14 protein-coding genes are annotated in these 26815 nt (G+C 40.6%); 6 read left to right on the forward strand and 8 right to left on the reverse strand.

Going from position 1 to position 26815, the window contains the following annotated elements; all coding sequences use genetic code 11:
• The first annotated feature begins 208 nt into the window (after positions 1-208).
• The 6 genes from ggt (at position 209) to BLQ18_RS04480 (ending at position 11372) form a co-directional block, all read left to right on the forward strand.
• On the forward strand, positions 209-1945 hold the full coding sequence (gene ggt / locus BLQ18_RS04455; RefSeq protein ID WP_217630558.1) for a gamma-glutamyltransferase: 1737 nt from the start codon (positions 209-211) through the stop codon (positions 1943-1945).
• Positions 1946-2377: 432 nt separating this feature from the next.
• On the forward strand, positions 2378-3652 hold the full coding sequence (locus BLQ18_RS04460) for a ribonucleotide-diphosphate reductase subunit beta (RefSeq protein WP_090293094.1): 1275 nt from the start codon (positions 2378-2380) through the stop codon (positions 3650-3652).
• 3 nt (positions 3653-3655) lie between these two features.
• Positions 3656-5449 carry a ribonucleoside-diphosphate reductase subunit alpha gene (locus BLQ18_RS04465; RefSeq protein WP_090293096.1) on the forward strand — a complete coding sequence of 598 codons (1794 nt, stop codon included), beginning with the start codon at positions 3656-3658 and terminating at the stop codon, positions 5447-5449.
• Positions 5450-5714: 265 nt separating this feature from the next.
• Positions 5715-9770, forward strand: coding sequence for a T9SS type B sorting domain-containing protein (locus tag BLQ18_RS04470; protein ID WP_175443713.1), 4056 nt, complete (start codon positions 5715-5717; stop codon positions 9768-9770).
• Positions 9771-9772: 2 nt separating this feature from the next.
• Positions 9773-10714, forward strand: coding sequence for a PorP/SprF family type IX secretion system membrane protein (locus BLQ18_RS04475; RefSeq protein ID WP_090293100.1), 942 nt, complete (start codon positions 9773-9775; stop codon positions 10712-10714).
• Positions 10715-10790: 76 nt separating this feature from the next.
• On the forward strand, positions 10791-11372 hold the full coding sequence (locus tag BLQ18_RS04480) for a precorrin-2 dehydrogenase/sirohydrochlorin ferrochelatase family protein (protein ID WP_090293102.1): 582 nt from the start codon (positions 10791-10793) through the stop codon (positions 11370-11372).
• A gap of 5 nt (positions 11373-11377) precedes the next feature.
• Here the strand turns inward: BLQ18_RS04480 and BLQ18_RS04485 are convergent, their stop codons facing one another.
• The 8 genes from BLQ18_RS04485 to BLQ18_RS04520 all read right to left on the reverse strand — a co-directional run bounded on the left by BLQ18_RS04485 (position 11378) and on the right by BLQ18_RS04520 (position 26676).
• Entirely contained in the window at positions 11378-12130 is a 753-nt protein-coding gene (locus BLQ18_RS04485) for a LytR/AlgR family response regulator transcription factor (RefSeq protein ID WP_090293105.1), read from the reverse strand.
• A 754-nt stretch (positions 12131-12884) separates the two neighbouring features.
• Positions 12885-13442, reverse strand: a complete 558-nt coding sequence (locus BLQ18_RS04490; protein WP_090293107.1) for a hypothetical protein — start codon at positions 13440-13442, stop codon at positions 12885-12887.
• Between the two features lie 259 nt (positions 13443-13701).
• Positions 13702-14076 carry a hypothetical protein gene (locus BLQ18_RS04495; protein ID WP_090293110.1) on the reverse strand — a complete coding sequence of 125 codons (375 nt, stop codon included), beginning with the start codon at positions 14074-14076 and terminating at the stop codon, positions 13702-13704.
• Positions 14077-14310: 234 nt separating this feature from the next.
• Entirely contained in the window at positions 14311-15321 is a 1011-nt protein-coding gene (locus BLQ18_RS04500) for a dienelactone hydrolase family protein (RefSeq protein WP_090293112.1), read from the reverse strand.
• 11 nt (positions 15322-15332) lie between these two features.
• Positions 15333-16277 carry a PorP/SprF family type IX secretion system membrane protein gene (locus tag BLQ18_RS04505; RefSeq protein ID WP_090293114.1) on the reverse strand — a complete coding sequence of 315 codons (945 nt, stop codon included), beginning with the start codon at positions 16275-16277 and terminating at the stop codon, positions 15333-15335.
• Between the two features lie 15 nt (positions 16278-16292).
• Entirely contained in the window at positions 16293-23312 is a 7020-nt protein-coding gene (locus tag BLQ18_RS04510; protein WP_139150361.1) for a T9SS type B sorting domain-containing protein, read from the reverse strand.
• A 324-nt stretch (positions 23313-23636) separates the two neighbouring features.
• Entirely contained in the window at positions 23637-25799 is a 2163-nt protein-coding gene (locus BLQ18_RS04515) for an OmpA family protein (RefSeq protein ID WP_245668064.1), read from the reverse strand.
• Positions 25800-26343: 544 nt separating this feature from the next.
• Positions 26344-26676, reverse strand: a complete 333-nt coding sequence (locus tag BLQ18_RS04520; protein ID WP_090293122.1) for a YegP family protein — start codon at positions 26674-26676, stop codon at positions 26344-26346.
• Positions 26677-26815: the final 139 nt, after the last annotated feature.

Here is a 26815-nt window from a genome sequence, read left to right on the forward strand (position 1 = left end):
CAAAAAGGATCGTGATAGCATTACGATCCTTTTTTTATTGGCGCATCTTCAACTTTATTGCATTTTCAATAATATTTTACGGGAGTATTAGTAATTACATAAAGCGATTTTAACTTCTATCGTTGGGACGATTTTATCCTTAACTTCAAGGTGAATTATACTGTTTTTGATAGGAACAGTGTTTTTTATAAACCAACCTCCTTAATTAATGAAAAATCTCAAAATCCTGCTCTTATTGATTGGGGCAATCACTTGCTTCCAATGTGAAGAATCCAAAGAAACAAGCCAAAAGACTGTAAAGTTGGAGCGACAGAACAACGAAGGCGTTGTTGGTGCCAATGGAATGGTAGTCACTGCCCATCCTTTGGCAACTAAAGTCGGATTGGAAGTGTTAAAGAATGGAGGTAATGCCTTTGATGCAGCCGTGGCTGTGCAATATGCTCTCGCAGTTGTGTTACCCAAGGCTGGAAACATTGGAGGTGGAGGTTATATGGTCTACAGGACTTCGGATGGCGAAAAAGGAGCATTGGATTTTCGAGAAACTGCCCCCGCTGCTGCTAGTCGTGATATGTTTATTGAATTTGAAACGGATTCTGTGCTCAGGCAAAAAGCACTTTTAGGGCATTTGGCAGCTTGTATTCCTGGAACCGTTGATGGCATGGAGCAAATTCATAAAAAATTTGGAGGACTCACTTTTACCGAGTTGATTCAACCAGCGATTGATTTTGCAAAACATGGATTTGCAGTAACCGATTATGATGCTTCCACTTTTAATAATGCTCAAGAACAGTTTCGAGCGGTGAATGACTCCACCATGATTTTCTTAAAAGACTCCCTTTGGGTTGAGGGGGATTCCTTGATTCAAAAAGATTTGGCCAAAACCTTGGAGCGAATTCGGGATAACGGGCGCGCAGGTTTTTATGAGGGAGAGACAGCCCAATATATTGTAGATGAAATGCAATCTGGCGATGGGATTATTACCAAAGAAGACCTTAAAAACTATAAATCCGTTTGGCGAGAACCCATTGAGGGAATTTACCGTGACTCTTTTAATATTGTTTCCATGCCGCCATCGTCAAGTGGGGGAATTATAATTGTACAGCAACTCAAAGGTTCGGATGCCTATGATTTTGAGAAAATGGGTCATAATTCAGTGGAAACTGTGCATGTAATGACTGAATTGCAACGTAGGGCCTATGCGGATAGAGCGGAACATATGGGTGATATGGATTTTTATGATGTTCCAATTGATATGTTGTTGGATGACGAATACATTGCCTCCCGAAACAGTTCCATTCAAATGGATAAAGCAACTCCGTCCAACGAAATTAAGGCAGGTTCTGTTGAAAAAATCGAAAGTTTGGAAACTACCCATTTTTCCATTGTCGATAAAGAGGGGAATGCTGTTTCCATCACCACTACTTTAGTGGGGTATTTTGGTTGCAAGGTTTTGGTGGACAATGCTGGTTTCTTTTTGAATAATGAGATGAACAACTTTAGTCTTAAACCAGGTTTCCCAAATATATTTGGTTTGGTTGGTGGGGAGGCCAACTCCATTGCCCCAGGAAAACGAATGCTCAGTAGTATGAGTCCGACCATTATTGAAAAAAATGGGGATTTATATATGGTGGTGGGTACTCCTGGTGGGTCTACCATTATAAATGTGATCTATGAGAACATCGTAAATGTAATTGATCATGGAATGACAATGCAAGAAGCGGTGGATGCCAAAAAGCACCATTCGCAATGGTTACCCGATCAAATTGTGGTGGAAAATGGAGCGCTGGATAGTCTTGCCCTTGAAAAATTGAAATCCATGGGGCATGCCATTCGCATTACGGAACAATTGGGGAGAACTGAAGCGATTTTAGTCCGACCCGACGGTTCCTATGAAGGTGCAGCTGATAATACCCGAACTGGTGATGCAGTGGCTGAGGGGTACTAATAACTAAATGAATATTTTGAAATAAAAAAGGCACTCAATATTTGGGTGCCTTTTTTTATGTTCCTAATCATTGATAATATTAAAATCAACTTTATCTAGTTGATAACTTTTGTCGGGATTTTAAGGAAAAAGCCATTTCCAAAAATTAACATTTTTCGGCACAATAGCGGTGAGGTTTTGTGGTTGCTGGGCTGATCTGAGTTTTAAACAATTATTGTTAAAAAATTGTGAAAGGATTGTTCTTGGGGTGGCGCCGTTACTGAATCTTTTCAGAGCCCTTATTTTACGTTTGTTAGGATCTATTTGGAATGCTTCTCAACATAAATGTTGATAAAAGTGTTAAGAACCTGATCGCCGAAACCTAAAATCAAAGTAAAGAAAATATGAATTTTACATTCGAGCGATTTAGTACAACTCCAAACCATTTTTCTCATGCACATTACTCATATAACTAAAAGGGATTTTAGTACACAGACTTTTGACTTACACAAGATTACGAATGCCATTTTAAAGGCCATGACCGCTGTGGACCATGGTCAGATTAATGATGCACAGACCATTGCCAACAACGTTGAAAAGACATTGTTGGAGCGAAAAAGCAAAGATGAACATTATGTTCCTACCGTAGAAGAGGTACAGGATGTTGTGGAGAACGAACTTATGGACAGTGAGTTCCACGATGCTGCCAAAGCTTACATTATTTACAGGAACAAAAGAGCTCAGATGCGTGAGTCGGATATTTTCGAAAAGCGTATCAACCTAAAGCCTTATGAGTACCCTCAACTGTACGAATATGTTCCAGCTATCCGTCACTCGTATTGGATCCATACGGAGTTCAATTTTACTAGCGACATCCAAGATTTTAAATCTGGATTGAGCGAAGTGGAAAGAAGTGCGATTAAAAATACCATGTTGGCCATCTCTCAAATTGAGGTAGCCGTGAAAACATTCTGGGGAGATATTTACCATCGTATGCCGAAGCCAGAAATCGGTTCGGTAGGGGCCACATTTGCGGAAAGTGAAGTGCGCCACCACGATGCGTATTCCCACCTTTTGGAAATTCTTGGATTGAACCAAGAGTTCGAAAACTTGAAGAAAAAACCAGTGATCATGAAAAGGGTGCAGTACTTGGAGGCGGCCCTGAAAAATGCAAAAAGCGAGAACAATAAAGAGTACGCAGAGTCCATTTTGCTGTTCTCCCTATTTATAGAGCATGTTTCCCTGTTCAGCCAGTTCTTGATCATCATGGCTTTCAATAAGCATAAGAATGTGCTGAAAGGAATTTCGAATGTGGTGGAGGCCACATCCAAAGAAGAGCAGATTCACGGAGATTTCGGAATTGACATCATCAATATTATAAAGAAAGAACATCCAGAATGGTTCGATGACCAATATAAAGCCATGATTCAGGATTTATGTTCCAAGGCATTTGATGCGGAGAGCTTGATCGTAGATTGGATTTTTGAGGAGGGTGAATTGGATTTCTTACCAAAGAATTTGGTAAACGAATTTATCAAAAACAGATTCAACAATTCATTGGAAAGCATTGGTATCGACAAAATATTCGAAGTAGATCAAAAACTATTAGATCAGACCGAATGGTTTGATGATGAAATTATTGGAACAAAACATGGTGACTTTTTCGTAAAAAGATCCATTAACTATAGCAAAAGAACACAAAGTATAACCAGCGACGACCTTTTTTAAAATATGGAGAAGAGAACACAAGCCCCACAGATTGCTGATCAACAGCCAGAAAACAAAACTCAAGAATTAGTAAATGCCAGAAAAGACGCTTTAGCCAAGCTTAAAACCACGGAGGAATCTGCAGGTTTTGAATGGTTGAACGAATACAGTCGAAAATTCTTGGCATCAGGCTACCTTACCGAGGGGGTAACTCCAGAAGGGCGTATTAGGGAAATTGCCGAAAGAGCAGAGGATATCTTGGGAATTCCAGGCTATGCCGACAAGTTCTACCACTATATGTCCGAAGGATTCTTCTCTTTGGCATCTCCAGTTTGGTCTAACTTTGGTAAAAAACGAGGTCTTCCCATCAGCTGTTTTGGCTCTCACATTGATGATGATATGGGGAACATTCTTTACACCCAATCAGAAGTAGGAATGATGTCCAAATTGGGAGGGGGAACGTCTGGTTACTTTGGAAAAATCAGACATCGTGGTGCTCCTGTAAAAAACAATGGTCAAGCTTCGGGTGCAGTGCATATTATGCAGTTGTTCGAATCTATGGTCGATGTTGTGAGCCAAGGTTCTGTGCGTCGTGGTCGTTTTTCTCCATATTTGCCTATCGATCATAAAGACATCATGGAATTTTTAGAAATCGGTACGGAAGGAAATCCAATTCAACAGTTGACACACGGGGTAACTGTGACCAACGAATGGATGCAGGAAATGATTGAGGGTGATACCGATAAAAGAACCGTTTGGGCCAAGGTATTGCAGCGTAGAGGTGAAATGGGGTATCCATATGTATTCTTTACCGACAACGCCAACAACGGAGCGGTAGATGTGTATCAAGATAAAGGACACAGAATACATGCTAGTAACTTGTGTACCGAAATCATGTTGCCAAGTAACGATAATTGGTCGTTTGTGTGCGTGCTTTCTAGTATTAACCTATTGCATTACGACAAATGGAAAGAGACCGATGCCGTTGAAACCATGGTTCACTTCTTGGATGCAGTAATTACCGAGTTTATTGAAAAATTGGAAGTTTATAGAGATTCTGAAGACCGTGAGGATAGACAAACCTTTTTGTTCATGGAAAGAGCCTATAATTTTGCCAAAGAAAACCGCTCATTGGGCTTAGGGGCTCTTGGATGGCACTCTTTGTTGCAGTCTAAAAGATTGTCTTTCGATAGCCAAGAAGCTTACAACTTGAACAGTGAGATTTTCAAGGAAATCAAAGAGCGTTCGTACAAAGCATCTGAGCAATTGGCAGAACGTTTTGGAGAGCCAGCTGTTTTGAAAGGGTACGGAAGAAGAAACGCCACCTTGAATGCGGTAGCACCAACCACTTCCTCAGCCTTTATTTTAGGCCAGGTTTCACAAGGAATTGAGCCGATTTGGTCTAACTGCTACGTGAAAGATATTGCCAAGATCAAGACTACTATCAAAAACCCATTTTTAACGGACTTGTTGGAAGAAAAAGGGCAAAATACACCAGAAGTTTGGAAAAGTATCCGTGATATGGATGGATCTGTTCAACACTTGGACTTCTTAACTGATGAGGAAAAAGCAGTATTCAAAACCTATTCTGAATTGGATCAGTTGGATATTATTTACCAAGCAGCCAACAGACAAAACCATATTGATCAAGGTCAATCGGTGAACATTATTGTACACCCTGATATGCCAACAAAAGACATCAACAAAATCCACGTTACGGCTTGGAAATTGGGTCTTAAATCGTTGTACTATCAACACAGCATGAACGCTGCTCAGAAATTCAAACAAAAGAAAGAGTGCGCTAGCTGCGAGGCATAGATTTTAGCAAAATACATTTACAAGAGGGAGGTTATGACCAACATAATCTCCCTTTTTGCATTTATACACCTAGTTTTTGCATCATGTTTCCATGTTTTCACAACAAACGATCGCCGAAATACAACATAACTTCGATAAACTGACAACTTCTTGATAAGTTTGAGTGTCTTACTACGTAAGATAAACCTCATCCAAACTGACTATGAATAAAACCCCGTCCCAGGTTTTTTTATATTTTCTACTATTTCTGATCACCTCACTTCAAATGGGGTATTCACAGTCTTGTGCTGTTGATGCTGGATCAGATCAGGTTTTTACCCAAGTTTCATCTGTAAGCTTAAATGCAGCCACTCCTGCAGTAGGTACTGGTGTTTGGTCCCAAGTTTCTGGACCGACCACCGTAATTTTTGATGACGCCAACGATCCCACTACAGGAGTAGGCAATACTACATTTGGCACCTACTTTTTTGAGTGGACCGTTTCGGATGCTACTTGTGATACCAATTCGGACACTGTTGCTATTTCTGTCCAGGGAATAGATCTTGAATTGGAGGTGTTGGCAAGCAATACCGTTCCAGAAATTGGCGATGTCGTCACTTTTACCATAAACCTGAGCAATTTGGGTGATGTGGATGCCACAGGTGTTTCTGTTCAAAACTTGGTTCCGATTGGATATGATAATATTACGGCCATCAATAACTCTGGTGCCTCTTATCCATCACCAGATAGGGTGGTTTGGACGGGTATTTCCGTTCCTGTAGGTTCCAAAACCGCCTCTTTAAGTTTTAATGCAACGGTTCAAACGCCAACTTCTACCAGTGGGGAATACACCCATATTGCTGAGGTGGTTCTCGCAGACCAAGATGATTTCGATAGCACCCCAGATAATGATGATGGTGATCAAAGCGAGGATGATGAAGATACCGTTACCGCCGCTCCTTTACAGTCCGACCTTTCGTTGACCAAATCTGTGGTTGGAGGTAATTTGGCACCTTATGTGGGACAACAAATAAGTTTTGAGATTTCAGTTACCAACGATGGTCCTCATGATGCCACCAATGTTAGGGTGGTAGACCAGTTATTATCTGGTTTTAGTTTTGTTTCTTCTTCAGCCACTTCTGGAACGTATAATTCAACATCAGGTTTTTGGGAAGTTGGAACAGTAGCTAATGGAGATACCGAAACATTGACGATTAATGTAACGGTAAATTCATCAGGTAACCATACTAATACTTCACAGATAATTGCTTCGGATGCCTATGATTCAGATTCAACACCCGCTAATGGGGTTTCTTCGGAAGATGATCAAGGCGATTTGGTTGTTGTGCCATCTCCAGTGATAGATCTATCGTTGACAAAAACCATTGACAAATCTCCACCTTTGGTGAGTGATAATGTTCGTTTCACCATCACGGTAACCAACGATGGACCAAGCACGGCCACTTCGGTAGAAGTAACAGATCAATTACCATCTGGCTATACCTATGTTTCGGATAATGCAGGAGGAGCCTATAATCAAGCAACTGGAATTTGGAATGTGGGAACAATTCCATCAGGCAGTTCCCGTAGCTTAAGTATTTTATGTAATGTTAACCCATCTGGTGACTATAACAACACAGCTCAAATCACAGGACACGATCAAACCGATATTGATTCATCACCCAATAACGATGCGCCAGGAGAGGATGATCAAGATCAGGTAAATGTTTACCCAGATCCTTTGGTGGATATTTCAGTGACTAAAATGGTAGATGAATTTATCCCTGAAGTAGGGAGCGAAATTGTGTTTACGGTGAATGTGACGAATGATGGACCTAGTGATGCCACCAATGTGGTGGTAACCGATATGTTGGCTTCGGGATATGATCTGGTGAGTATTTCTGCAACTTCAGGAACTTACAATTCTATCAACGGATCGTGGGTGGTTGGTAATTTGGCCAGTGGAAATACCGAAACCTTGGAAATTACGGTAGAAGTTTTACCAACAGGAAATTATTCCAATACGGCAGAGTTGACCAATCTTACCGAATTGGATGTGGATTCAACCCCAGGGAACAACAACGAGTTTGAAGATGATCAACAGACCATTTCGACCATTCCAATTCCAGTAGCAGATTTGTTATTGCGCAAGTCGGTAAATGTGTTGAGTCCATTTGTGGGACAAGAAGTGATTTTCACCTTGAATGTGACCAATTTTGGGCCCAGTGATGCGACAGGAGTAGAAGTGATGGATCTATTGCCCGATGGGTATACCTATGTGTCGCATAGCTCTACGTCGGGCAACTATAATAATGCAACTGGACTTTGGGTCTTGGGAGGACCGCTTCCAGATGGAAATACAGAAACCCTGAACATTGTGGCAGAGGTGAACAATTCTGGCGATTATTTTAATGTGACCGAAGTATATGCTTCCGACCAAATAGACCCGAATTCAACCCCGAACAACAACAATATTTTTGAGAACGATCAAGATAATGCGGGTACCACACCAATTCCTTCCGCGGATTTAGCTGTTGAGGTAAGCGTGGATAACGAAACGCCTGATGTGGGTACACAGGTAATTTTTAAGGTAACTCTGATCAATGAAGGACCAAGTGATGCTATTGGTGTTCGACTTAGAAACAATCTTCCGAATGGCTATACTTATATTTCTGATGATGGAGCTGGGAGATTTAACCCTAACAGTGGCATTTGGAATGTTGGAACCATAGGTTTGAATTCCCAAATGGAATTGAATATTGTAGCTGAGGTGAATGCTGATGGCGACTATACCAATGTTGCCGAAGTAACTGATGCAATTTTCTTTGATCCAGATTCAACTCCAAATAACAATGTGCTGTCTGAAGACGATCAAGATGCACAGGTTACGACACCTAGACACGTTACCGATATTGAAGTGGTAAAATCTGTGGATAATCTTACTCCAAATGTGGGTATGGAAGTAGTATTTACCATTGAAGTGACCAATCAAGGGCCGAATGATGCTTCTGGATTGGTGATTGAAGATGTTTTGCAAACAGGGTTTCAATTTATTTCTTCAACTGCTACGTCTGGAAGTTATGATGTTTTGGCAGGATCTTGGGGAATATCAGAATTGAACAATGGTGTAACCGAAACTTTGGAGATAACGGCTTTGGTACTTGCTGATGGTATTCACACCAACAAAGCGGAGTTGATTGCATTGGCAACTTTCGATCCAGATTCAACACCAAACAATAATTTGGCCTCAGAGGATGATCAAGATGCTGTAACCTTGGAACCGTTTGGGTCTAACGACCTGTCTTTGGAAAAAATCGTAGACAATCCCGAGCCAAATGTGGGTGATGTAGTTCGTTTTTTAGTGAGTGTAACCAACCATGGACTTTCAGGAACTTCTGGAGTTGAGGTGACCGATATACTTCCGACGGGATATACTTATCAATCGCACACAACCACTGCAGGAGTTTACAATCCGAATACAGGAATTTGGGATGTGAACCGATCTATCCCAAGTCAAGATACCGAAAGCTTGGAAGTTTTGGCGATGGTAAATCCACCTACGGATACTCCAGAGGAATATTTGAATGTTGCTTTTATTTCAGCCAGTAAATATGCCGATCCAGATAGTGACCCTAACGTTGGCATTGAAGAAGATGACTTGTTTGATGGTTTAGAAGATGATGACGAAGCGACCGCTTTTGTGGAACCTCAAACTACGGATATTTCAATTGGCAAAACGGTGGATAATACATCCCCAAGAATAGGAGATGAGGTAGTTTTTTCAATTACGGCAACCAATCAGGGCGAGGAATCTGCAACCAATTTAAGTATAGAAGAACTATTGCCTTTGGGATATCGCTATGTAAGTCACTCAGCAACCATCGGAACTTATGATCCATCGGGACTTTGGGAAATTGAAGAACTAATGTCATCCGAAACGGCAACTTTGGAACTTACCGTTCAGATTTTGGATATAGAAGATTATTTGAACGTGGCCCAACTGACCTATGTAGATCAATGGGATACCGATGAAACCAATAATAGGGCCGATGCCTTTGTAAACCCGACCTGTTTGTTGGTATACAATGAGTTTTCACCCAATGGTGATGGGGTAAACGATACTTTCCGAATAGATTGTCTGTCCAGATATCCAAACAATACGCTGGAAGTGTTCAACAGATGGGGAACTATGGTGCACCATGCCAAAAACTATAAAAATGATTGGGATGGAACCGCAGACGGTCAAAAAGGAGACGGACTGCCCGCTGGAACCTACTATTATGTGTTGGATTTGGGCGATGGGTCGGAACCGCAAACGGATTGGTTGTATATAAATAGATAAGCATGGGGATGGTATCAGCAAGATATAGAAAGATTATAGTTGGGCAATTAGGTTTGCTACTGCTGTTTTTGGCACCCATAGCAGTAAAGGCACAGCAAGACCCTCAGTTTACACAATACATGTACAATACCATGAGTGTGAACCCTGCTTATGCGGGTTCTAATGGTCATTTAACGGCATTGTTGATGCACCGTTCACAATGGGTGGGTGTAAATGGAGCTCCAAATACCCAAGTTTTGGCCGTAGATGCCCCTCTTGAAAATAAAATTGGGGTAGGCGGAATTTTGGCCCATGACGCTTTAGGACCATCTTCAGAAATATTCTTGGACGGAAATGTGTCCTACACCATTCAATTGGACAGTGCGGGCAACAAATTATCATTCGGTTTAAAAATGGGAGGACGTATTTTTAATGTGGATTTTTCAAAAGGGTTGGCCGAGGATGCTGATATGGCATTTCAAAATAATATAAAGGGCAAATTTTTCCCGACCATAGGCGCTGGACTTTACTACAACTCTAAAAAAGGGTATTTAGGGGTTGCGATTCCTAATTTTCTTTCGCAAGAACATTATGATGGCGCTGAGCAGGAAATTGCCTCGGAACGTATGCATTATTATGTGATAGGTGGAATGGTGTTCGATGTGTCGGCAGATGTGAAGTTTAAGCCTGCCTTTTTTATGAAATGGGTGCCAGGGGCGCCGATGATTGCGGATATTTCGGGCAATGTACTTTTAAAAGAAACCTTCACTTTTGGATTGGCCTATCGCTGGAACGATTCGTTTTCAACTTTGTTGGGCATGCAGATCAACCCTAATTTTAGCGCAGGCTATGCCTACGACCTTACTTCATCCAACTTGGCGAGCTATACGGGAGGATCTCACGAGATTTTCATTCGGTACGAATTTAAATCCAAAGAAGCTCAAAAGGAGGCCCCTACCTTTTAAGGGTTTAGCGAGCTAGATCACAAGCGTTCTCTATCAACAGAAATAGTGAGTATCTTTATATCATTAAAATGATGTTATGGAAAGGAATGAGCTATATCCCATTTTTTTAAAGGTATCCCAGTTACAAGTGCTCATAGTGGGTGGAGGCAATGTTGGGTTGGAAAAGCTTTCGTTTTTATTAAAATCGAGTCCGAATGCCAAGGTATTAATGGTGGCGCCAGAATTTTTGCCCGCTACCTTGGAACTGGCCCAAAAACATGATGTAACCATTACCGAAGCGGTGTATAAAAAGGAATTTATAGAGGGAAAACACATGGTAATTGCCTGTACGGACAAGCCCGAAGTGAACGAGGAGGTGTACCACGATTGTAGGGAACGCAGTATTTTGGTGAATGTGGCCGACAATCCGCCTTTTTGCGATTTTTATATGGGTGGGATTGTGACCAAGGGTAATGTAAAGGTGGCTATTTCTACCAACGGAAAGTCGCCAACAACTGCCAAGCGATTACGACAATTTTTTGAGGATGTGCTGCCAGAGAATATAGATGATTTGGTAAAGAACCTAAATGAGTACCGCAAAACCCTTAAAGGGGATTTTGAAGAAAAAGTGGAAGCGTTGAACGAGTTTACCAAAGGATTGGTGAATCGAAAAGAATAGGAAAGCTATAAGCGTTTCATGGCCTCTATCAAATCATCTTTTTTACGGGGTGAAATGTTGACCTGCATATCGTTGCTCATGATCAAATATCCGCCATCGGATTTATAGTATTTTTTCACCTCTTTTAAATTGATGACATAGCTGTTGTGTACTCTCATAAAGTTGTGTTCACCTAAAAGGTTTTCATACTCTTTAAGATGTTTGCTTACCAAAAGCGTACTGCTGTCCTTTAAAAGAAAACTGGTATAAGAACCATCCGCTTTGCAAGCAATAATATCATCAATGGCAATAAATTCCATTCCTGCTGTTGTTGCCAAACATATTTTTTCGGGCCTCACACTACCTCTGGAAATACTTTGCATTAAAGTATCCAATTGTTCACGATATACATTGGTGTCCATTCGTGTTCTGGCTTTTTCAACGGACTGTTGAAGCTCGTCCAAATCAATGGGTTTGAGTAGATAATCGAGTGAACTAAATTTTATGGCTTTTATGGCATATTTCTCGAAAGCAGTGGTAAAAATAACTTCAAATGATGGGTCTTTGATTTGTTCCAACACATCGAATCCAACACCAGATTGTAGTTCAATATCCAGGAAAACAATATCTGGACTATAAATGGATAATACCTTTACTGCTTCCTGCACTGAACTGGCCATTGCAATTACTTTTACATCTCTGCAAAACTCTTCCAACATGGATTTGAGAGTTTCTCTACTATGTTTTTCATCTTCTATGATTACTGCTTTAAGAATCATTGGGTTATGGTTAGGGGTTATTTCTTTTAAATATTTTGAAAGATTAATCTTTCAAAATTTGTACGATATAAAATAATTTATATATTTGATTTATAGGTGATAACATTTATTTGTGCAATTTAATTCACACTAGACATTGCTTATTTTGTTTAAAAAGCAATAGGTAGTATAATGAATTAAATATATCGTCATCAATTATACTTTTGGTTGTACTGGCAATACAAGGTTTTAAATTCTTTCTTCGAAAACAAAACCTGCCTTAAAACTATTAAAATACAATTATTTTTTGGGGGAAGTGTAAATATGTGCCTACAAACCAGAATCTTATATGATTTATTTGGGGTTAATATTTTAATTGATTTAAAAATTAACCCACCATTTTCCTTCCTTTGGTACAACTGTATTGCAGCATAACCCCATACTTGCTTTCAGCTTAAGGAATTCCAATGGTGGGTTTTTTGGCTAGTGATTTAACTTGCTTAATTCGTTGGCTGCACAACCTTCATCGCCAGAAAAGAAGATTAGACAATTGTCTTAGTGCAGCCATTTTTTAATACTGTCTTACATTGTTCTTGCTAAATTTACTTTTAGTGTTCCATAAAAAAGTTGCTGATTTGACGAATGATAGGTTTGGGTTTATGAATGCCTATTTTCAATTCATGAATAAATTATCATTAACAGATTTATAGTAATGTGGGATTTCAGAGAGTGAAACCCCACATTGCAAAAAAGGGAGAACACTAAGTTTTTAACTTTAAGATGCTGTTGAGTAAACTACTGGACTTTTAATAGTACTTCTTCCAACTGATTTTACTGGTTTTTTTGCCATGCGAGTAATAAAATGCCCTTTAAAATCAATACTGGCCATGTTGCTTAAATAGCCCAGTACATCTTCATAATCGTTAATGTTGATACCAGCACTTTTTAAATTTTTATTGTCGATCATTTGCTTTGAAATGGTAGTTTTGGCAGGCTTTATAATCAAAACTTTTAATTTGGTTAGATGCTGTGGGGGAACATAAAAATTGGACACGCCATCCTTTAAGGATTTAAATGTGACGTATATTTTGCCAACATTCTTAAATACATTGGCCCTATAACCCATTTTGCAATTATTAAGAGGTAGCTTTAAGCAGGCTTCTTCCGATTCCAGATAAAACAAAATCGGATTTTCAAGAAGAACTTGCTCTGTGATTTGTGGAATATCCAATGTAAATGACCATCCAGGCAATTGTTCACGAATATCAAATGATAACAGCTCAACCGTATTTGCGGATCTATTTTTAATTTGATCAAATTGCGAAGTTGGCATCGAATTGGATTTATTCAATAGGTAAAGTGGGTATCCAATAATTATTATTGCACAAACCAAGGTCCAGATTATAGTTATTATTTGCATGGTTGTCAGATTATGGTGAATTAAACTTTGGGAACTTTATTCATATACCAAATAACAAAGAAAATTCCTCCGTTACCCCTACCAATGGACGGATGGGCTGTTTGAATTGACGAATATAAAATTGTCGATTAAAAGCACATTTATCGGTTGAAATGTATAGTGAAGAATTCGATTAGAGTGCTTCTTTGGATTCATCCAATTGTCCAATTACAGCCATAACATCATAGTTGGCAATCTTACGTGTGCTATAATTACGCTTGATATGATTTTTGTAGGTATGAATTTCCAATGTGTAATAGTTCTCAAGTTCAAAAATGGGGTCTTTCACATACTCTAGATTTTCATTGACTTTCATTTTGCCATAGGATCTTGCATGATATACAATCTTATTGTTATTGTTTTGGGTGTCCATCCATTCAATGGTAACTTCAATAAAATCGTTCATGCGTTCCCTTAGTTTATAACTGGCTTGTTTTGGGATTTTTCCATGTTCATATTCCGATTTGACAAGGTCCATAATCCATTGTTCTAAAAAATCTTTTTTCATTGTCGGTTAAGTTTATAGTTGTTCTGATTTGGATGCCCATTAAGAGCACTTTTGGTTCATTTAATATTGTGAGGTTGAAGAGTGATTTCTTTTGGAGTAGGTAATAGAGGTTTTATTGCGCAGGTCGACACAAACTCACCTGAATATCATAGAAATCATAATTTAATTGAGGTAAAGACGAATTGAACTTTTAGTAAAAGTGGTTTTACAATCCGTTATATTTTAATCATTTGATTATTGGTTCATATGTAATAATTCTCTAAGCCAGACCATGGAACTAGCTCTAGCTTGTGCACTCTGCTCTGTGTCTTCAAAATCAAAACCATGCCCAACTCCTTCATAAAGATTGAGTGTAACAGGCATCCCTTTTTGTTGTAATAGATAAACCATACATAAAGTATTTTCTGTCAAATAGCCTTCAGTGGGGATTTGATATAACATAGGAGCGTAGGGTTGATAGAAGTTTTTTTCATAAGCTTCATCACCACATGGATGTTTGCCAAAATAATTATGACCAACAGAACCGCCATAATAAAATATTCCGCCAGCAAAACCAGAGGTTGGTTTAGGTTCTGGTGGCAAAACCCCATCAGACTCATAGTATTCTTTGCCTCCGAAGCTTTGGTTCCATTCCCATCCATCAGGAATTGCATTGGTGTCAAATAGGGTTGCGGCAACTGAAGCGGCTCCATCCGAAAATCCGACTAGACCCACATCTTCGGGGCGAACCAAACGTGTACCATCTTTATATTTAAGTTCCTTGATCAAGGCAAGGGCAGCATTGGCATCCCTTGGTCTAATAAACTGTGAACTGATTTTAAAATTTTTGGGTGGGTCTTCCCAATCACCTCTTCTAGTTGGAGTACCTCTTCCTGAATAGCTATCCACATAAACTCCGATTATGCAGTTTTGATCAAAAAGTTCACGCCAGTCATTGTTTTGACCCGACATTTTTCCCGTGTTAATATCATGGTCGCTCCACATACCATCCGAACCATGCATCACCACAACAGCTGGAAAATTAGGATTATCACAACCCTCTGGAATTGAGATGTAAATAGGTACCGTACTGTTATTAACCTCGGTATAAACAATTGTATCGGTCGTTTTGGAGGAAACAACAACTTCTGTAGAAATGGGATGATTAAATCCCGAATCATCATCTTTACTACATGCTAACCAAAGTAAAAATGTAAAAAGAACAAGTAGGTTGAAACTGTTAATAGATTTGTATGCTTTTTTCATAGTTTTATTTATTAATAAGCGCAAGAACAATTAGAAACACCTTGGAATAAATCAATGCCCACAGTAACAACATGTGTGCCAGAGGAATACCCTAAGAGTTCATTCATAACAATCTGATAGCTATACCCGAAATAAAAATCACCTTTTTTTAGTCCTATAATTGGGGCAATGTAAAGAGGTGAACCCATCTGGTCGTTCAAAAAACGGTAAGTAAAACCAGCATAGTAATAATCAAGAAAGTCGAACCATTTAAACTTGGTGTTAACATCGGTAATGGACCTTCCATCACTTTCAAAATATTGAAAAAATACAGAGGGTTCAATTTCAAAATCGGCCCGTCTGTGTTTTCGAAATTTATATCCCGAATAGAGGTAATAATTACGGAGCGTATTAGGCTCAAAAATGGGATTAAACTTTTTGAAATCCTTATTAAAAATATTGGAGACATTCAGACTCAAATAATAATTGCCCTTTCTATACAGAGTCGCAATATCAAAATTTGGATTACTAGATGCCCGGTCGTTAACAACAGCTAAATCATTATTATCGTCAAAATCTTCAATATCAATACGAAATTGGTTTAAATTGAATGAGAGTCCGAATGAGAAATAGCTTTCTTCATATTTATTTATAGTTAGGTGGTGAGCAAACGAAACTTTGCCTCCACGCTGTTTAGTTTGTCCATTGGAATCGTTGTAAAGCAGAATTCCTATTCCTGAACGATTCCCCAATCTAACATCAGCAGACAAGGATTGGGTATCAGGAGCATCCTGAATACCCACCCATTGCGTAAGTCCATTCATTCGTACCTTAACAAAGTCACCGATCCCAGCATATGAAGGAGACATTAAAAACGGATTGTCAGATAAGTATTGAGATAACTGCGGAACCGTAAGTTCCTGACCAATCATCCAAATGGAATTTATAAGTATCAAAAAAATTAATATTCGCTTCATTATTTATTGTTCATTTTATCGGTACAAAGTGAAATGTCCGACATATTCACGTCCAGATCCATCGTTCAGTTTTACCATATACCAGTAATCTCCAGAAGGAAGAGGTTTGGACTCATAACTTCCATCCCATCCAGCATCAAGTGGTCCCATAATCTTGATTTTTCTTCCGTACCTGTCAAAAATGAAGGTCTCAATGTCAGAGAACAGCTCCATATTGCGTGGCTTCCAGAAATCGTTTTGGCCATCATTGTTTGGAGTAAAGAAGTTAGGAATGGAGATGTCTGCAAAATTTAAAGTAATGGTTTCCGTAGTTTCACAACCTTTGTCATCAACTACCCTAACTATAAAAGTTCCACTTCTATCAATCGTGAACGTATTAGAAGTTGTTCCATCATTATTTTCAAAGTAATAGGTGTAAGGACCATTTCCACCACTAACATTTGCAGTGATTTCATTTACATTTTCATTGGATAATGTAAGAGTCAATGGAGTTGAACTTTCAACTTCAAAAGGTATCTCGGACATACATCCATTGTTGTGCATAATGTAAAGCATGTGCTCTCCAGCACTTAGATTCTCAAAATCCGGGTTCAATAAAAACTCATCAGGATTTGTTGTATTCAACCCGTAGAGTACCTCATTACTTATGGATGTATCAGAAAGGTTTACGAAAAGCGCATTGGATGGAAGGTTGTCGTCGCATAAATACACTACTTCAACCGTAGCATCTATGATCATACCGTCCGATTCAATTTCAAAACTGTCTGTTACTTCACATCCATTACTATCCATTATGGATACATTATAGCTTCCTGCAGTCAAATCATTTAGAGTGAATGAACTTGAGTTGAATGCCATTGGAGCCAGACCATTTATTTGAACAGTGACAGGAAGTGCTGCATTTTTCAAATCAATGGTAGCAGCGCCATCCATACTATCCGTGCAGCTTTCATTTTCAACCAAAATAGTTGCTGAGAATCCATTAATGGTGACGGTGAAGGAGTTCTCTGCGTTTTGACAACTTCCATTACCTCTACTAAAGACATAGATGGTCGATGTAGAGGTGATTTCATCCCCTTCGGACAATGAATTACCGCCACCATTTGGTGTATCAAAATAGTTGCCGTTGGTCAAAGGAGGCAGAATGTAAGATTCACATCGCTCAACATTTGCTGGAGCATCAGCCATTGGTGTATTGTTGATGGTCACCACAAAGGAGTTCTCTGCGTCTGGACAACTTCCCATGCCTGGATTGAAGACATAGATGGTCGATGTAGAGGTGATTTCATCGCCTGCGGACAGTGCATTACCACCGCCATTTGGTGCATCAAAATAGTTGCCGTTGGTCAAAGGAGGCAGAATGTAGAAATCACATCGTTCCACATCTGATAGTGCATCGGCCAATGGAGTTTCGTTGATGGTCACCACAAAGGAGTTCTCTGCATCAGGACAACTTCCCATACCTGGATTGAATACATAGATGGTCGATGTAGAAGTGATTTCATCCCCTGCGGATAGCGCATTACCGCCTCCGTTGGGTGCATCAAAATAGTTGCCATTGGTCAAAGGAGGAAGGATATAAAAATCACATTGTTCCACATTTGATGGTGCATCGGCCACAGGTGTTGTGTTGATGGTAACCGTGAACGAGTTCTCTGTGTCAGGACAACTGCCTATGCTGGGACTGAATACAAAGATTGTTGATGTAGTGGTGATTTCATCCCCAGCGGATAGCGCATTACCGCCACCATTTGGTGCATCAAAGTAGTTGCCGTTGGTCAAAGGAGGCAGAATGTAAGATTCACATCGCTCAACATCTGAGGGATTATCAGCCAACGGTGATTGATTGATGGTTATCTGGAAACTCTCTTGATCGGAACAGGTTCCATTTTGATCGTAAATATAGAGCGTGTTTGTTCCAATGATGTCATACACCTGACCCTCTGCATATTGAACACCCCCTCCATTAGGTTGCGTGTAGTAAGCTTCGTTTCCACTTTTACCTGTACCTGTAATTTGAGGTAAAATATATGCATCACATTCATTAACATTCATTAGTGGGTCTAAGTCTGGCGGTGTTGGGTCATCTAGTGATACATCTGGATCACTTAAGGAAGTACATCCATTTACTGTGATTCGCATATTGTGATAGTCACCTGCTGTCAATCCATTAATGAATGCGCTTCCATTTGATATAACTACTCCATTGAATATTCCATTGTCATAAACAATATCATATACACCATCCGGTACATTGTTAAATTCAAGCCCGATAGAACCATTGTTTCCACTACAAATTGTTGGGTCTGCGAAACCATTTACCATAACGAGTGGTATCAAATTGTTTGTTAGGATAATATCATCAGATACATCAGCGCAGGTTCCAGTTGTAACAGTCCATCTAAGTGTAGCAGAACTTCCGATTGGAAGTCCAGTCACGTTGGTGCTCGGGTCATTGGCATCAACTATGGTCACCATAGGACCGTTTAATTGTGACCAAGTTCCTGTGCCAATTAAAGGGGTGTTGGCAGACATTACAAAATCCCCGTTTTCACATTGGTCAATATTCGGCCCAGCATTCGCAATTGGTGAAGACAAAATGCTTAGTGTCATGCTGTCTAGTGCAGGGTCTGTACATGGAGCATTCGGGTTTCCTTGTAATGTCAACACCACGGAACCGTTTATTATGTCATTGGGACCAGGAAAATATCTTGGAGCTAGGACAATAGGATTACTAAAATTTCCATCACCAGAAGTACTCCATACTACATCACTGATATTAGTTGCTGAAGGAATTATAGAGGAATCTATTAATCTAAATTCATCGGTTTCACAAATTTCTTCATCACTTCCTGCATCAACAATAGGAGCTTCTTCAATTCCAACCAATATCATGGTTGCGGGTCCTTCGCATCCATTGGTAGTTTGTGTCACATAATAATTTTGTATCGAAAGGGCATCTCCTAGGTTGACAGTAGTTGTGAGCATGGCGTCACTGTACCAGGTAATGCCTGCGCCAATCATAGGAACAAGATCCGCGCCCGTGGGGTTGTCGCCCGAACAGAAGATTTGGTTGTTTGCTATTGGTGTGGTTGGCGTCGGGTTCACGGTCACGGTCACGGTCACCTGTTCCCCGCACTGGGTTGGGTCGTCGGGAGTGAAGGTGTAGTCGGTGTTGCCTGTTATGGAGGTGTCTATGGCATTGGGTGCCCATGTACCTGTTATTGCGTTGTCGGAGACCAATGGCAGTGCCTCTGGTGTCCTGTCCTCACAGTAGGTGGTGGTGAAGCTGAATGTGGGTGTCACCGTCGGGTCCACGGTTACGGTGACTGTTGCCGTTGCCTCTGTGGTGCACGGAGCCGTTGGTTGTACGGTATAGGTATAGTCTCCCGCGCCTGCAAAGGCCGGGCTCCAGGTCCCCCCTCCATCCGGGGATCCCCCGAGCTGGTTGAAAAGGTCCGCCTCGGACAGCACGGTCCCCTCACAGATGGTGATGCTTCCGTCGGTCCCTGCATCGGGCTGTGGCTGAACTGTGACGGTCACGATGGCCGTTGCCTGGGTTGCGCACGGTGCCGTTGGGTCCACGGTATAGGTATAGTCTCCCGCGCCTGCAAAGGCCGGGCTCCAGGTCCCCCCTCCATCCGGGGATCCCCCGAGCTGGTTGAAAAGGTCCGCCTCGGAGAGCACGGTGCCCTCACAGATGGTGATGCTTCCGTCGGTCCCTGCATCGGGCTGTGGCTGTACGGTTACTGTTACGATTACCTGCTCTCCGCACTGGCTGGCATCGTCGGGTGTGAAGGTGTAGTCGGTGTTGCCTGTTATGGAGGTGTCTATGGCATTGGGCGACCAAGTACCTGTTATCAAGTTGTCAGAGGCCGCAGGCAGTGCCTCTGGGGTCCCGTCCTCACAGTATGTGGTGGCGAAGCTGAACGTCGGTGTGACCGTAGGGTCCACGGTCACGGTCACGGTTGTTGCAGGGCTCTCACATCCTGCTTGCGTATTGGTCACATAGTAGTCCTGAGATGTAAGGTCATCGTCTACGTTTACTACAGTGGTGAGACCAGCATCGCTGTACCAAGTAATGACACCTGGATCTATTGCAGGTACTAAATCTGCTCCTGTTGGACTATCCGAAGAACAGAAGTTTTGATTGACAGCAGCAGGGGGTAATGGTGCAGGAGGGGCTATAAGAGTAACATCAGGAAATTCGGCAGAGATACATCCATTAATATCTATGAACCAATTGTTATAATCCCCAGCAGTGAGTCCGTTTATGGTTGCAAACCCACCATCTACTTCTACATTAAGGAAACTACCTCCGTCATATGTCAGTGTGTAGAAACCATCAGGAACGTCATCGAATTCGAATGTGATTGATCCATCATTGCCGCCACAGGTGGTAGGGTCAGAAGTGGCTGAAATAGAAATATTGGGAATTTCAGTAATAGACAAGGTCATGGTGGAGGCGGCGGGGGCACAACCACCATTTCCTGTAGCGGTTAGGGTAAGAATTACTGACCCAGCAATTATATCATCGTTGCTAGGTGTGTATTTAGGATGTAAAACTGTTGCATCATTAAAGAAACCAGTTCCTGATGATTCCCATAATAAGGTATCATAATTTGATGCCGTAGGTGCCACAGCAGAATCTGAAAGGGAAAGTGTTTCTCCTTCGCAAAGGGATTCATCTGAGCCTGCATCGGCAGATGGTTGTTGGGTAATTGTAATGGTAACTGTTGTTTCGTCATTCGGACAAGTTCCCGCCCCTAAGACTGCATACGTAAAGGGATACATACCAGGAAGTATTCCAAAAAAGTCTACATTGGTTGGGTCTGCAATTACAGAGTCAATACCTCCTCCTAAAGTGTTGTTGTCATCAGTCCAAGTACCGCCAATATCTTCTCCATCTATAAAGTCAAAAAGATTAACGACTGGGCTGTTGGTACATAAATTAACAATATTGGCACTTCCCGCATTTGGAGGGGTATATACGGTAATAGTTTGAACGACATCAGTTGTGTTACCAGAGGTATCCGTAACCCGATAGGTACGTTCAATAATCATAGGATTTGGACCTGCGTCGATAATATTATCCACTCCTAATTGTTCAATAGTATCTACAGCACAATTATCGCTTGCTGTAACTAAAGTAGCATCTGGTGCAGGTATAGGACCACAAACTGTATCATCGCCAATGGATGCTTTTGGTGGTGTAAAATCTCCATAAGCAATAGTGAAAACATCTTCGTCTTCAAAATTTACATTGTCAAAGAATGCATCTGTTCCTACAACACTTGTGGCTAGGATATAGGTTATAGGACCATCTGTAAAATCTCCATTTCCGTCAGTATCAATCATTAAGTAAAGGGCACAAGTATTGAAATCAGGTAATGATAAAATATCAGACCCTGCCAGTTCAACCCTAACGCTTACCCCAGATATAGGTGTTTCTCCGCCCGAGGTGTTTTTCTGTACTTTCCATTCTCTTTCAATTCTTGTGGTTACGGTACCACCAGGTAGTTCTGCCAAAGCAGCAGCCGTAACATCTAGGCTGGCACGGTCACTACCCCATAAAAGGTAGTTATGGTCGTAGTCGGAGCCGTCACCATCAATATGTGGTCGGAAATTTTCGGTACCTTCAATTTCTTCATCGTCAGGAGATAAGAAATCACTATTAGTAGATATGGTTACAATGGCTTCGGTATTTACACTCTTGGAGATTCTTTGATCTTGGTTGTATCTGAGTTTGAGTTCACCACCTGGTATGGCCACATCGTCGTATCTATCTACCCCAATACCCGCGATATCATACTTATACTGTATATGTGGTGTCCATATTTCGGTACCATCAGCTGCCAAATAGTTATAGTCACCATTACCAAAGGTACTTCCGAGAACATTTCCAACATTTTCAGATAGGGTAATGCCATATTTTATAGCCAAATAACTTTCTACTTTTTTAATTTCGTCTGGATAGTTATTCGCTATCTGGTCATCTACCAGAAAAATTTCGGCGATTTGTCCTGTAAAGTTCCTGTTGGCATTGTTACTGTTAAAATGCCTTCCTATACTGTTGAAATAAAATAGTTTTCTTCTTGAATCGGCTTCACCATACCCGTTGATATCTATATCGTGCAAGCCATTGACCCACGTATCCAGATATTCAAAGTCACCAGTTATTCTCCGATTAAAGACTGCAACCGTGGGCTCGTTATTGAGATCAATACTTCCAGACTGAAAATATTCTGTAGCACCACCAGTCCGCCATGTTCTGCCTATAGAGAAATTGTTGCCATCTGACACTCCCAATGAAAGATTGGTAGTGCTGAATGGATAATCATCTGTATCACCCCCGAAAAGTAGGCGTTGGCTACTTGCCGAATTTCCTGCACCAAGGCCGCGAAATACGATAAAAATAGTGACCTCTTCCCTAGAACTGGCCCTGAAATGTAGTGCTTGGCCCACACTACCATTAGCTGCACCATCAAATTCGATAACGGGATTAAAATTGATTTCATTTCTTTGGAGGGTTGGCAAGCCCGCAGGAGCAATAATCCCAAGATCTAAATAGGTGGTTCCATCACCACTTAAAGAATTTGGGTAATCGAAACCTGGTAAGTCAGGTAGCGAAAGTATGTGCTGCGGGTAAGAATATGTAGGTAATGGGTTGCCAGGATTTGTAGGGATATTTACATAATCTGCTGGGGCTGGATATCGGTACGCATCTTGAGGGGTAAAGTCCACCAAATCTGACCAATACTCCACTGCTGTACCATCGGCAGGAGGGTGAGGTGTAAGGAGAAAAAGGTTACTGCCTGGGCTATAGGGTAAGGACGGGGCATTAACGGCCCTATCGGCTGCAAACCAAGTGTCCAGTTCAATGTTTTGAGCGAACGTAGATTGGCTGGTTAAGAAAAATAAAAAGAAAAACAAGCACCTAAAAACAGCTTTTGCCGCTTTGGGGTGAAAAGCACTGCGATGCACTTTTAAAAAATTTATAGCATCAAAAAAGGAGTAGAGTAGAAGTTTTGCCATACCGATAGATTTGGGATCTTTCTTGGTGGGGTGGGACAAGAAGAATATTTAGTATAAAATAAAAGGGTTTATCTCTAGGTAGGTGTAACCGATTCACCTATGGGGGGTTACAATTGACGAATGCCCATTTTGAGTTTATGGATGCGGATTGAGTAAAAATGTTAAATTGTAAGTAAAATCTTTATAAAATAGCTTGTTTTTAATCCTTGGAAATAAAATGGGCCACCAATTTTGGCGGCCCAAACCATCCTGAATCTTATGAACTTAGGAGTTACACCAAACCTTATTGTTCTTCAGATTTTATTGTTGAAAATAGTAGGATGGTTATTTGATCAGGTTAATTTCCACTCTTCGGTTTTGGGTTCTTCCTATTTTGGTAGTGTTGGATGCAATGGGTTTTTCCTCTCCATAACCGATAGCGATTAAACGATTGCCAGCCACTCCTTCATTGATCAAGAAATCCCTTACTGAATTTGCCCTAGCTTCGGACAACCTTTGGTTGCTACTGCTACTGCCCACACTATCGGTATGGCCTTCCACAGTAAATTTGGCGTTTGGATATTCGTTTAAAATTTGGATGATATCGACCATGGTGGATACCGACTCGGTTTTAATGGTGGCTTTACCAGTATCGAACAAAATGGTCTTGGCATAATCGTTCAACTGTTTTTGAACTTCTATTGTTACTTCTGGGCATCCGTTGTTGTTAATAGGTCCTGGTACATTTGGACACAAATCATCCAAATCAACCAATCCATCACCATCGGTATCGGGGCATCCTTTGTTTTCCAAACTTCCAGGAATTTGTGGACAGCGGTCGTCTTTATCTGCCAAACCATCCCCGTCGGTATCTGGGCAACCATTGAATTTAGGTAAACCTGCTTCGGAAGGGCAATGATCGTCTTTGTCCAAAATACCATCATTATCAGTATCAGGCCATGGGCACCCTTTGTTTTCTTTTGGTCCTGAAATGTCAGGACAGGCATCGTCTTTATCCAATACACCATCTTTATCGGTATCGGGCCAAGGACATCCTTGGTTTTCCACGGGACCTGGAATATCTGGACAGGCATCTTCCTTGTTTACAATGCCATCGTTGTCCTTGTCTTTTAAATTGTTTTGATAAATAGGTACCTTAAGTCCAGCGTAAAGATCTAAACCTTTGGTTTCCTTACCTACCAAGGAAGAAAGTACGGAACCAGAACCCATATACAGTGGCCCTAGTCGTAAGCCAGCTCCCCACATAAAACCAACTTCTTGGATGATGCTGATTGGAGAATAAAATGCCAACCAGGTGCTTTCAAAACGAGGAGTAAGTCTGTATTGGTTAAGAATGCCACCTGTATTTACCGCATTTTTTGCTGTTAGGGAGAAATCGGTGTTCAGGTTTACATAGAATTTGGAGTTGATGCTATAATCTGCATTAAAATGGAGTGCCGTTGGCAGGGCGTAATTTTTGGAATCTTTTTCGGAAATCATTTCGAAGTTGTCCAATAAGGCTTCTTCGAGCACATCGCCATCAAAATTATCGATACTCTGGGTTGTGTTCAGATCGTATAAACGGTCCCTACCTACAATGTCGGTTATTCTACCGATGTCGGTTACGGAAAGTCCAAGTTTTACTTTGTATTTGTTTACACCACGATTGGTTATGGAAGTACCATTTCCCTTCAGTTTTTTGAAGTTGTCATATTCTGGTCGCCATTCGTAAACAACACCTAAGTCTGCACCTATTCCAGTTCCGTTTCTAGAACCGAAGGCGTCTCCAAAATTGCCTTCCTCATTTACTTCACCTGTATTACCATGATGTAAATACCCAGTTGTGGTAACTTCTCTGGTGTTTGAATTGTAGTCGAAAGAAATATCTTCTCCATAAGCATATACATTGCCGATGTTCTGTAATAGTTTTAAAGAAGCTCCACCCTTGATAAAATGTTCCTCTTGGTTGTAAAGTACCCGAGCATAACTAACACCAAGTTCTGCCCAACCACTAAAGGAGCCATAAACGTTGTCTTCTTCCAAGAAAAAATCCTCATCTTCATCAAAACCTCCTTCTTTTTTCAGGACATTACCGTTGACTTCATTCAAATTGAAGAAGCCACGACCACGAGTGAAAACGGCCAAAGAATGCTTTTCACTCATGCTCAACATAACCGATGGTCCCATCACATCAATATTCAGGGCTAAAAAGTTATCGTCGGAAGGATACGTATTGGCAGTATCGAAAGTATCTCCAAAGTTTTTAAAGGCATCTCCCAGATTGAATCCTAAATAATCATTTCCGTACAGGGCACTAATACCCACTAAATTGATATCTGTTTTTAATCTTGAGTCTGCAATGTTGGCTGGGTTGGATATTACACTGTGAACACCACTGTAATTATCCTCCAAAAACCCAACATAGGATTGTGAATAGATTTTGTTGCAAAGAAGTAGGAACAATAAACACATTCCTAGTTTATTCAAAAGATTCATTTTATGTTTCATTGTATCTTGTTTTGAGATCTATTTTTCCGTTTGGAATTGACAAATTGAATACATTAAAACATGTAAATAAGGAGTGAATGAACGGATGGGGGTTTTGAGTTGACGGATAGGCAAATTGAGTTTATGTATCGCGTTTTGGAGGTTGAAAAATCTTACTGGAATAGAAATTTAATAGGTGCGGAAACAAAAAAACCATTACTACCAAGGGACTTTGCTAATCCCTTGGCGTAACGGAAACCTCAACTAAACTAAACACTTTTATGACTAACAGTCGTTAAAGTGAATTGCTATATGTGCATGCGTTAAAATTGATCTTGCTTTTCAATTTAGTTCAACGCGTAATTGCACTTCAAACATATAATGATCCTTTGGAATAATTTGAGCTGAATTCACGGATGGGTGTTTTCAACCAACGGATGCCCTATTTGAATTGGTGGAGTAAAATTGGAATTCAATATTTAGCGAAAAGGAAAGCGAAATTTATAAATGCGCTAAAACAAAAAAGCAGCCTTTTCAAGCTGCTTTTTTTAATTAATGGATAGGTTTATTCCGAAACTTCTTCAACAGAAGCATCGGGAGCATTTTTTTTAACGGAAGCTACGCCGTTTTCCATGGCGGATACGCTGGAATACATCTCGCTATTGCCAATTACTTGGCCGTTGGATGCTTTTAGGTTAAAATACGGACTTCCATCCTTGGCAGTTAGTCTTTCAAAGTTACCATCGTCCTGTGAGTGTTTTTTTACCGACTCTACGCCGTTTTCACAGGCAGCTTTGGTGGTGTAGCCTTGACTGCTTAAAATAACTTGACCGTTACCAGCCTTTAAATTAAACCTGAACTTGCCAGCTTTATCCGTTTTAATCTCAAATTTTCCCATGCTTATATATTTTGAATACTAAAGCTAGAGATTTTATTAAAAATTGACCAATAAATCAGTTATAATTTATCATTAAATCAACCCTTAAGGTCTTTTTTTGAAAAGATTCTTAATAAGGTCGGCATAATGCACAAAAAAA

This window comes from Flagellimonas zhangzhouensis (assembly GCF_900102925.1).
In the GTDB taxonomy this organism is placed as follows: domain Bacteria; phylum Bacteroidota; class Bacteroidia; order Flavobacteriales; family Flavobacteriaceae; genus Flagellimonas; species Flagellimonas zhangzhouensis.

What these genes read in the sequence shown, in the direction of transcription:
- BLQ18_RS04490 (WP_090293107.1), bottom strand. Translation starts at nt 13,442, where the DNA reads ATGCCAACTTCGCAATTTGATCAAATTAAAAATAGATCCGCAAATACG.
- BLQ18_RS04475 (WP_090293100.1), top strand. Translation starts at nt 9,773, where the DNA reads ATGGGGATGGTATCAGCAAGATATAGAAAGATTATAGTTGGGCAATTA.
- BLQ18_RS04485 (WP_090293105.1), bottom strand. Translation starts at nt 12,130, where the DNA reads ATGATTCTTAAAGCAGTAATCATAGAAGATGAAAAACATAGTAGAGAA.
- BLQ18_RS04510 (WP_139150361.1), bottom strand. Translation starts at nt 23,312, where the DNA reads ATGGCAAAACTTCTACTCTACTCCTTTTTTGATGCTATAAATTTTTTA.
- BLQ18_RS04480 (WP_090293102.1), top strand. Translation starts at nt 10,791, where the DNA reads ATGGAAAGGAATGAGCTATATCCCATTTTTTTAAAGGTATCCCAGTTA.
- BLQ18_RS04520 (WP_090293122.1), bottom strand. Translation starts at nt 26,676, where the DNA reads ATGGGAAAATTTGAGATTAAAACGGATAAAGCTGGCAAGTTCAGGTTT.
- BLQ18_RS04500 (WP_090293112.1), bottom strand. Translation starts at nt 15,321, where the DNA reads ATGAAAAAAGCATACAAATCTATTAACAGTTTCAACCTACTTGTTCTT.
- BLQ18_RS04515 (WP_245668064.1), bottom strand. Translation starts at nt 25,799, where the DNA reads ATGAAACATAAAATGAATCTTTTGAATAAACTAGGAATGTGTTTATTG.
- BLQ18_RS04505 (WP_090293114.1), bottom strand. Translation starts at nt 16,277, where the DNA reads ATGAAGCGAATATTAATTTTTTTGATACTTATAAATTCCATTTGGATG.
- BLQ18_RS04465 (WP_090293096.1), top strand. Translation starts at nt 3,656, where the DNA reads ATGGAGAAGAGAACACAAGCCCCACAGATTGCTGATCAACAGCCAGAA.
- ggt (WP_217630558.1), top strand. Translation starts at nt 209, where the DNA reads ATGAAAAATCTCAAAATCCTGCTCTTATTGATTGGGGCAATCACTTGC.
- BLQ18_RS04470 (WP_175443713.1), top strand. Translation starts at nt 5,715, where the DNA reads ATGGGGTATTCACAGTCTTGTGCTGTTGATGCTGGATCAGATCAGGTT.
- BLQ18_RS04495 (WP_090293110.1), bottom strand. Translation starts at nt 14,076, where the DNA reads ATGAAAAAAGATTTTTTAGAACAATGGATTATGGACCTTGTCAAATCG.
- BLQ18_RS04460 (WP_090293094.1), top strand. Translation starts at nt 2,378, where the DNA reads ATGCACATTACTCATATAACTAAAAGGGATTTTAGTACACAGACTTTT.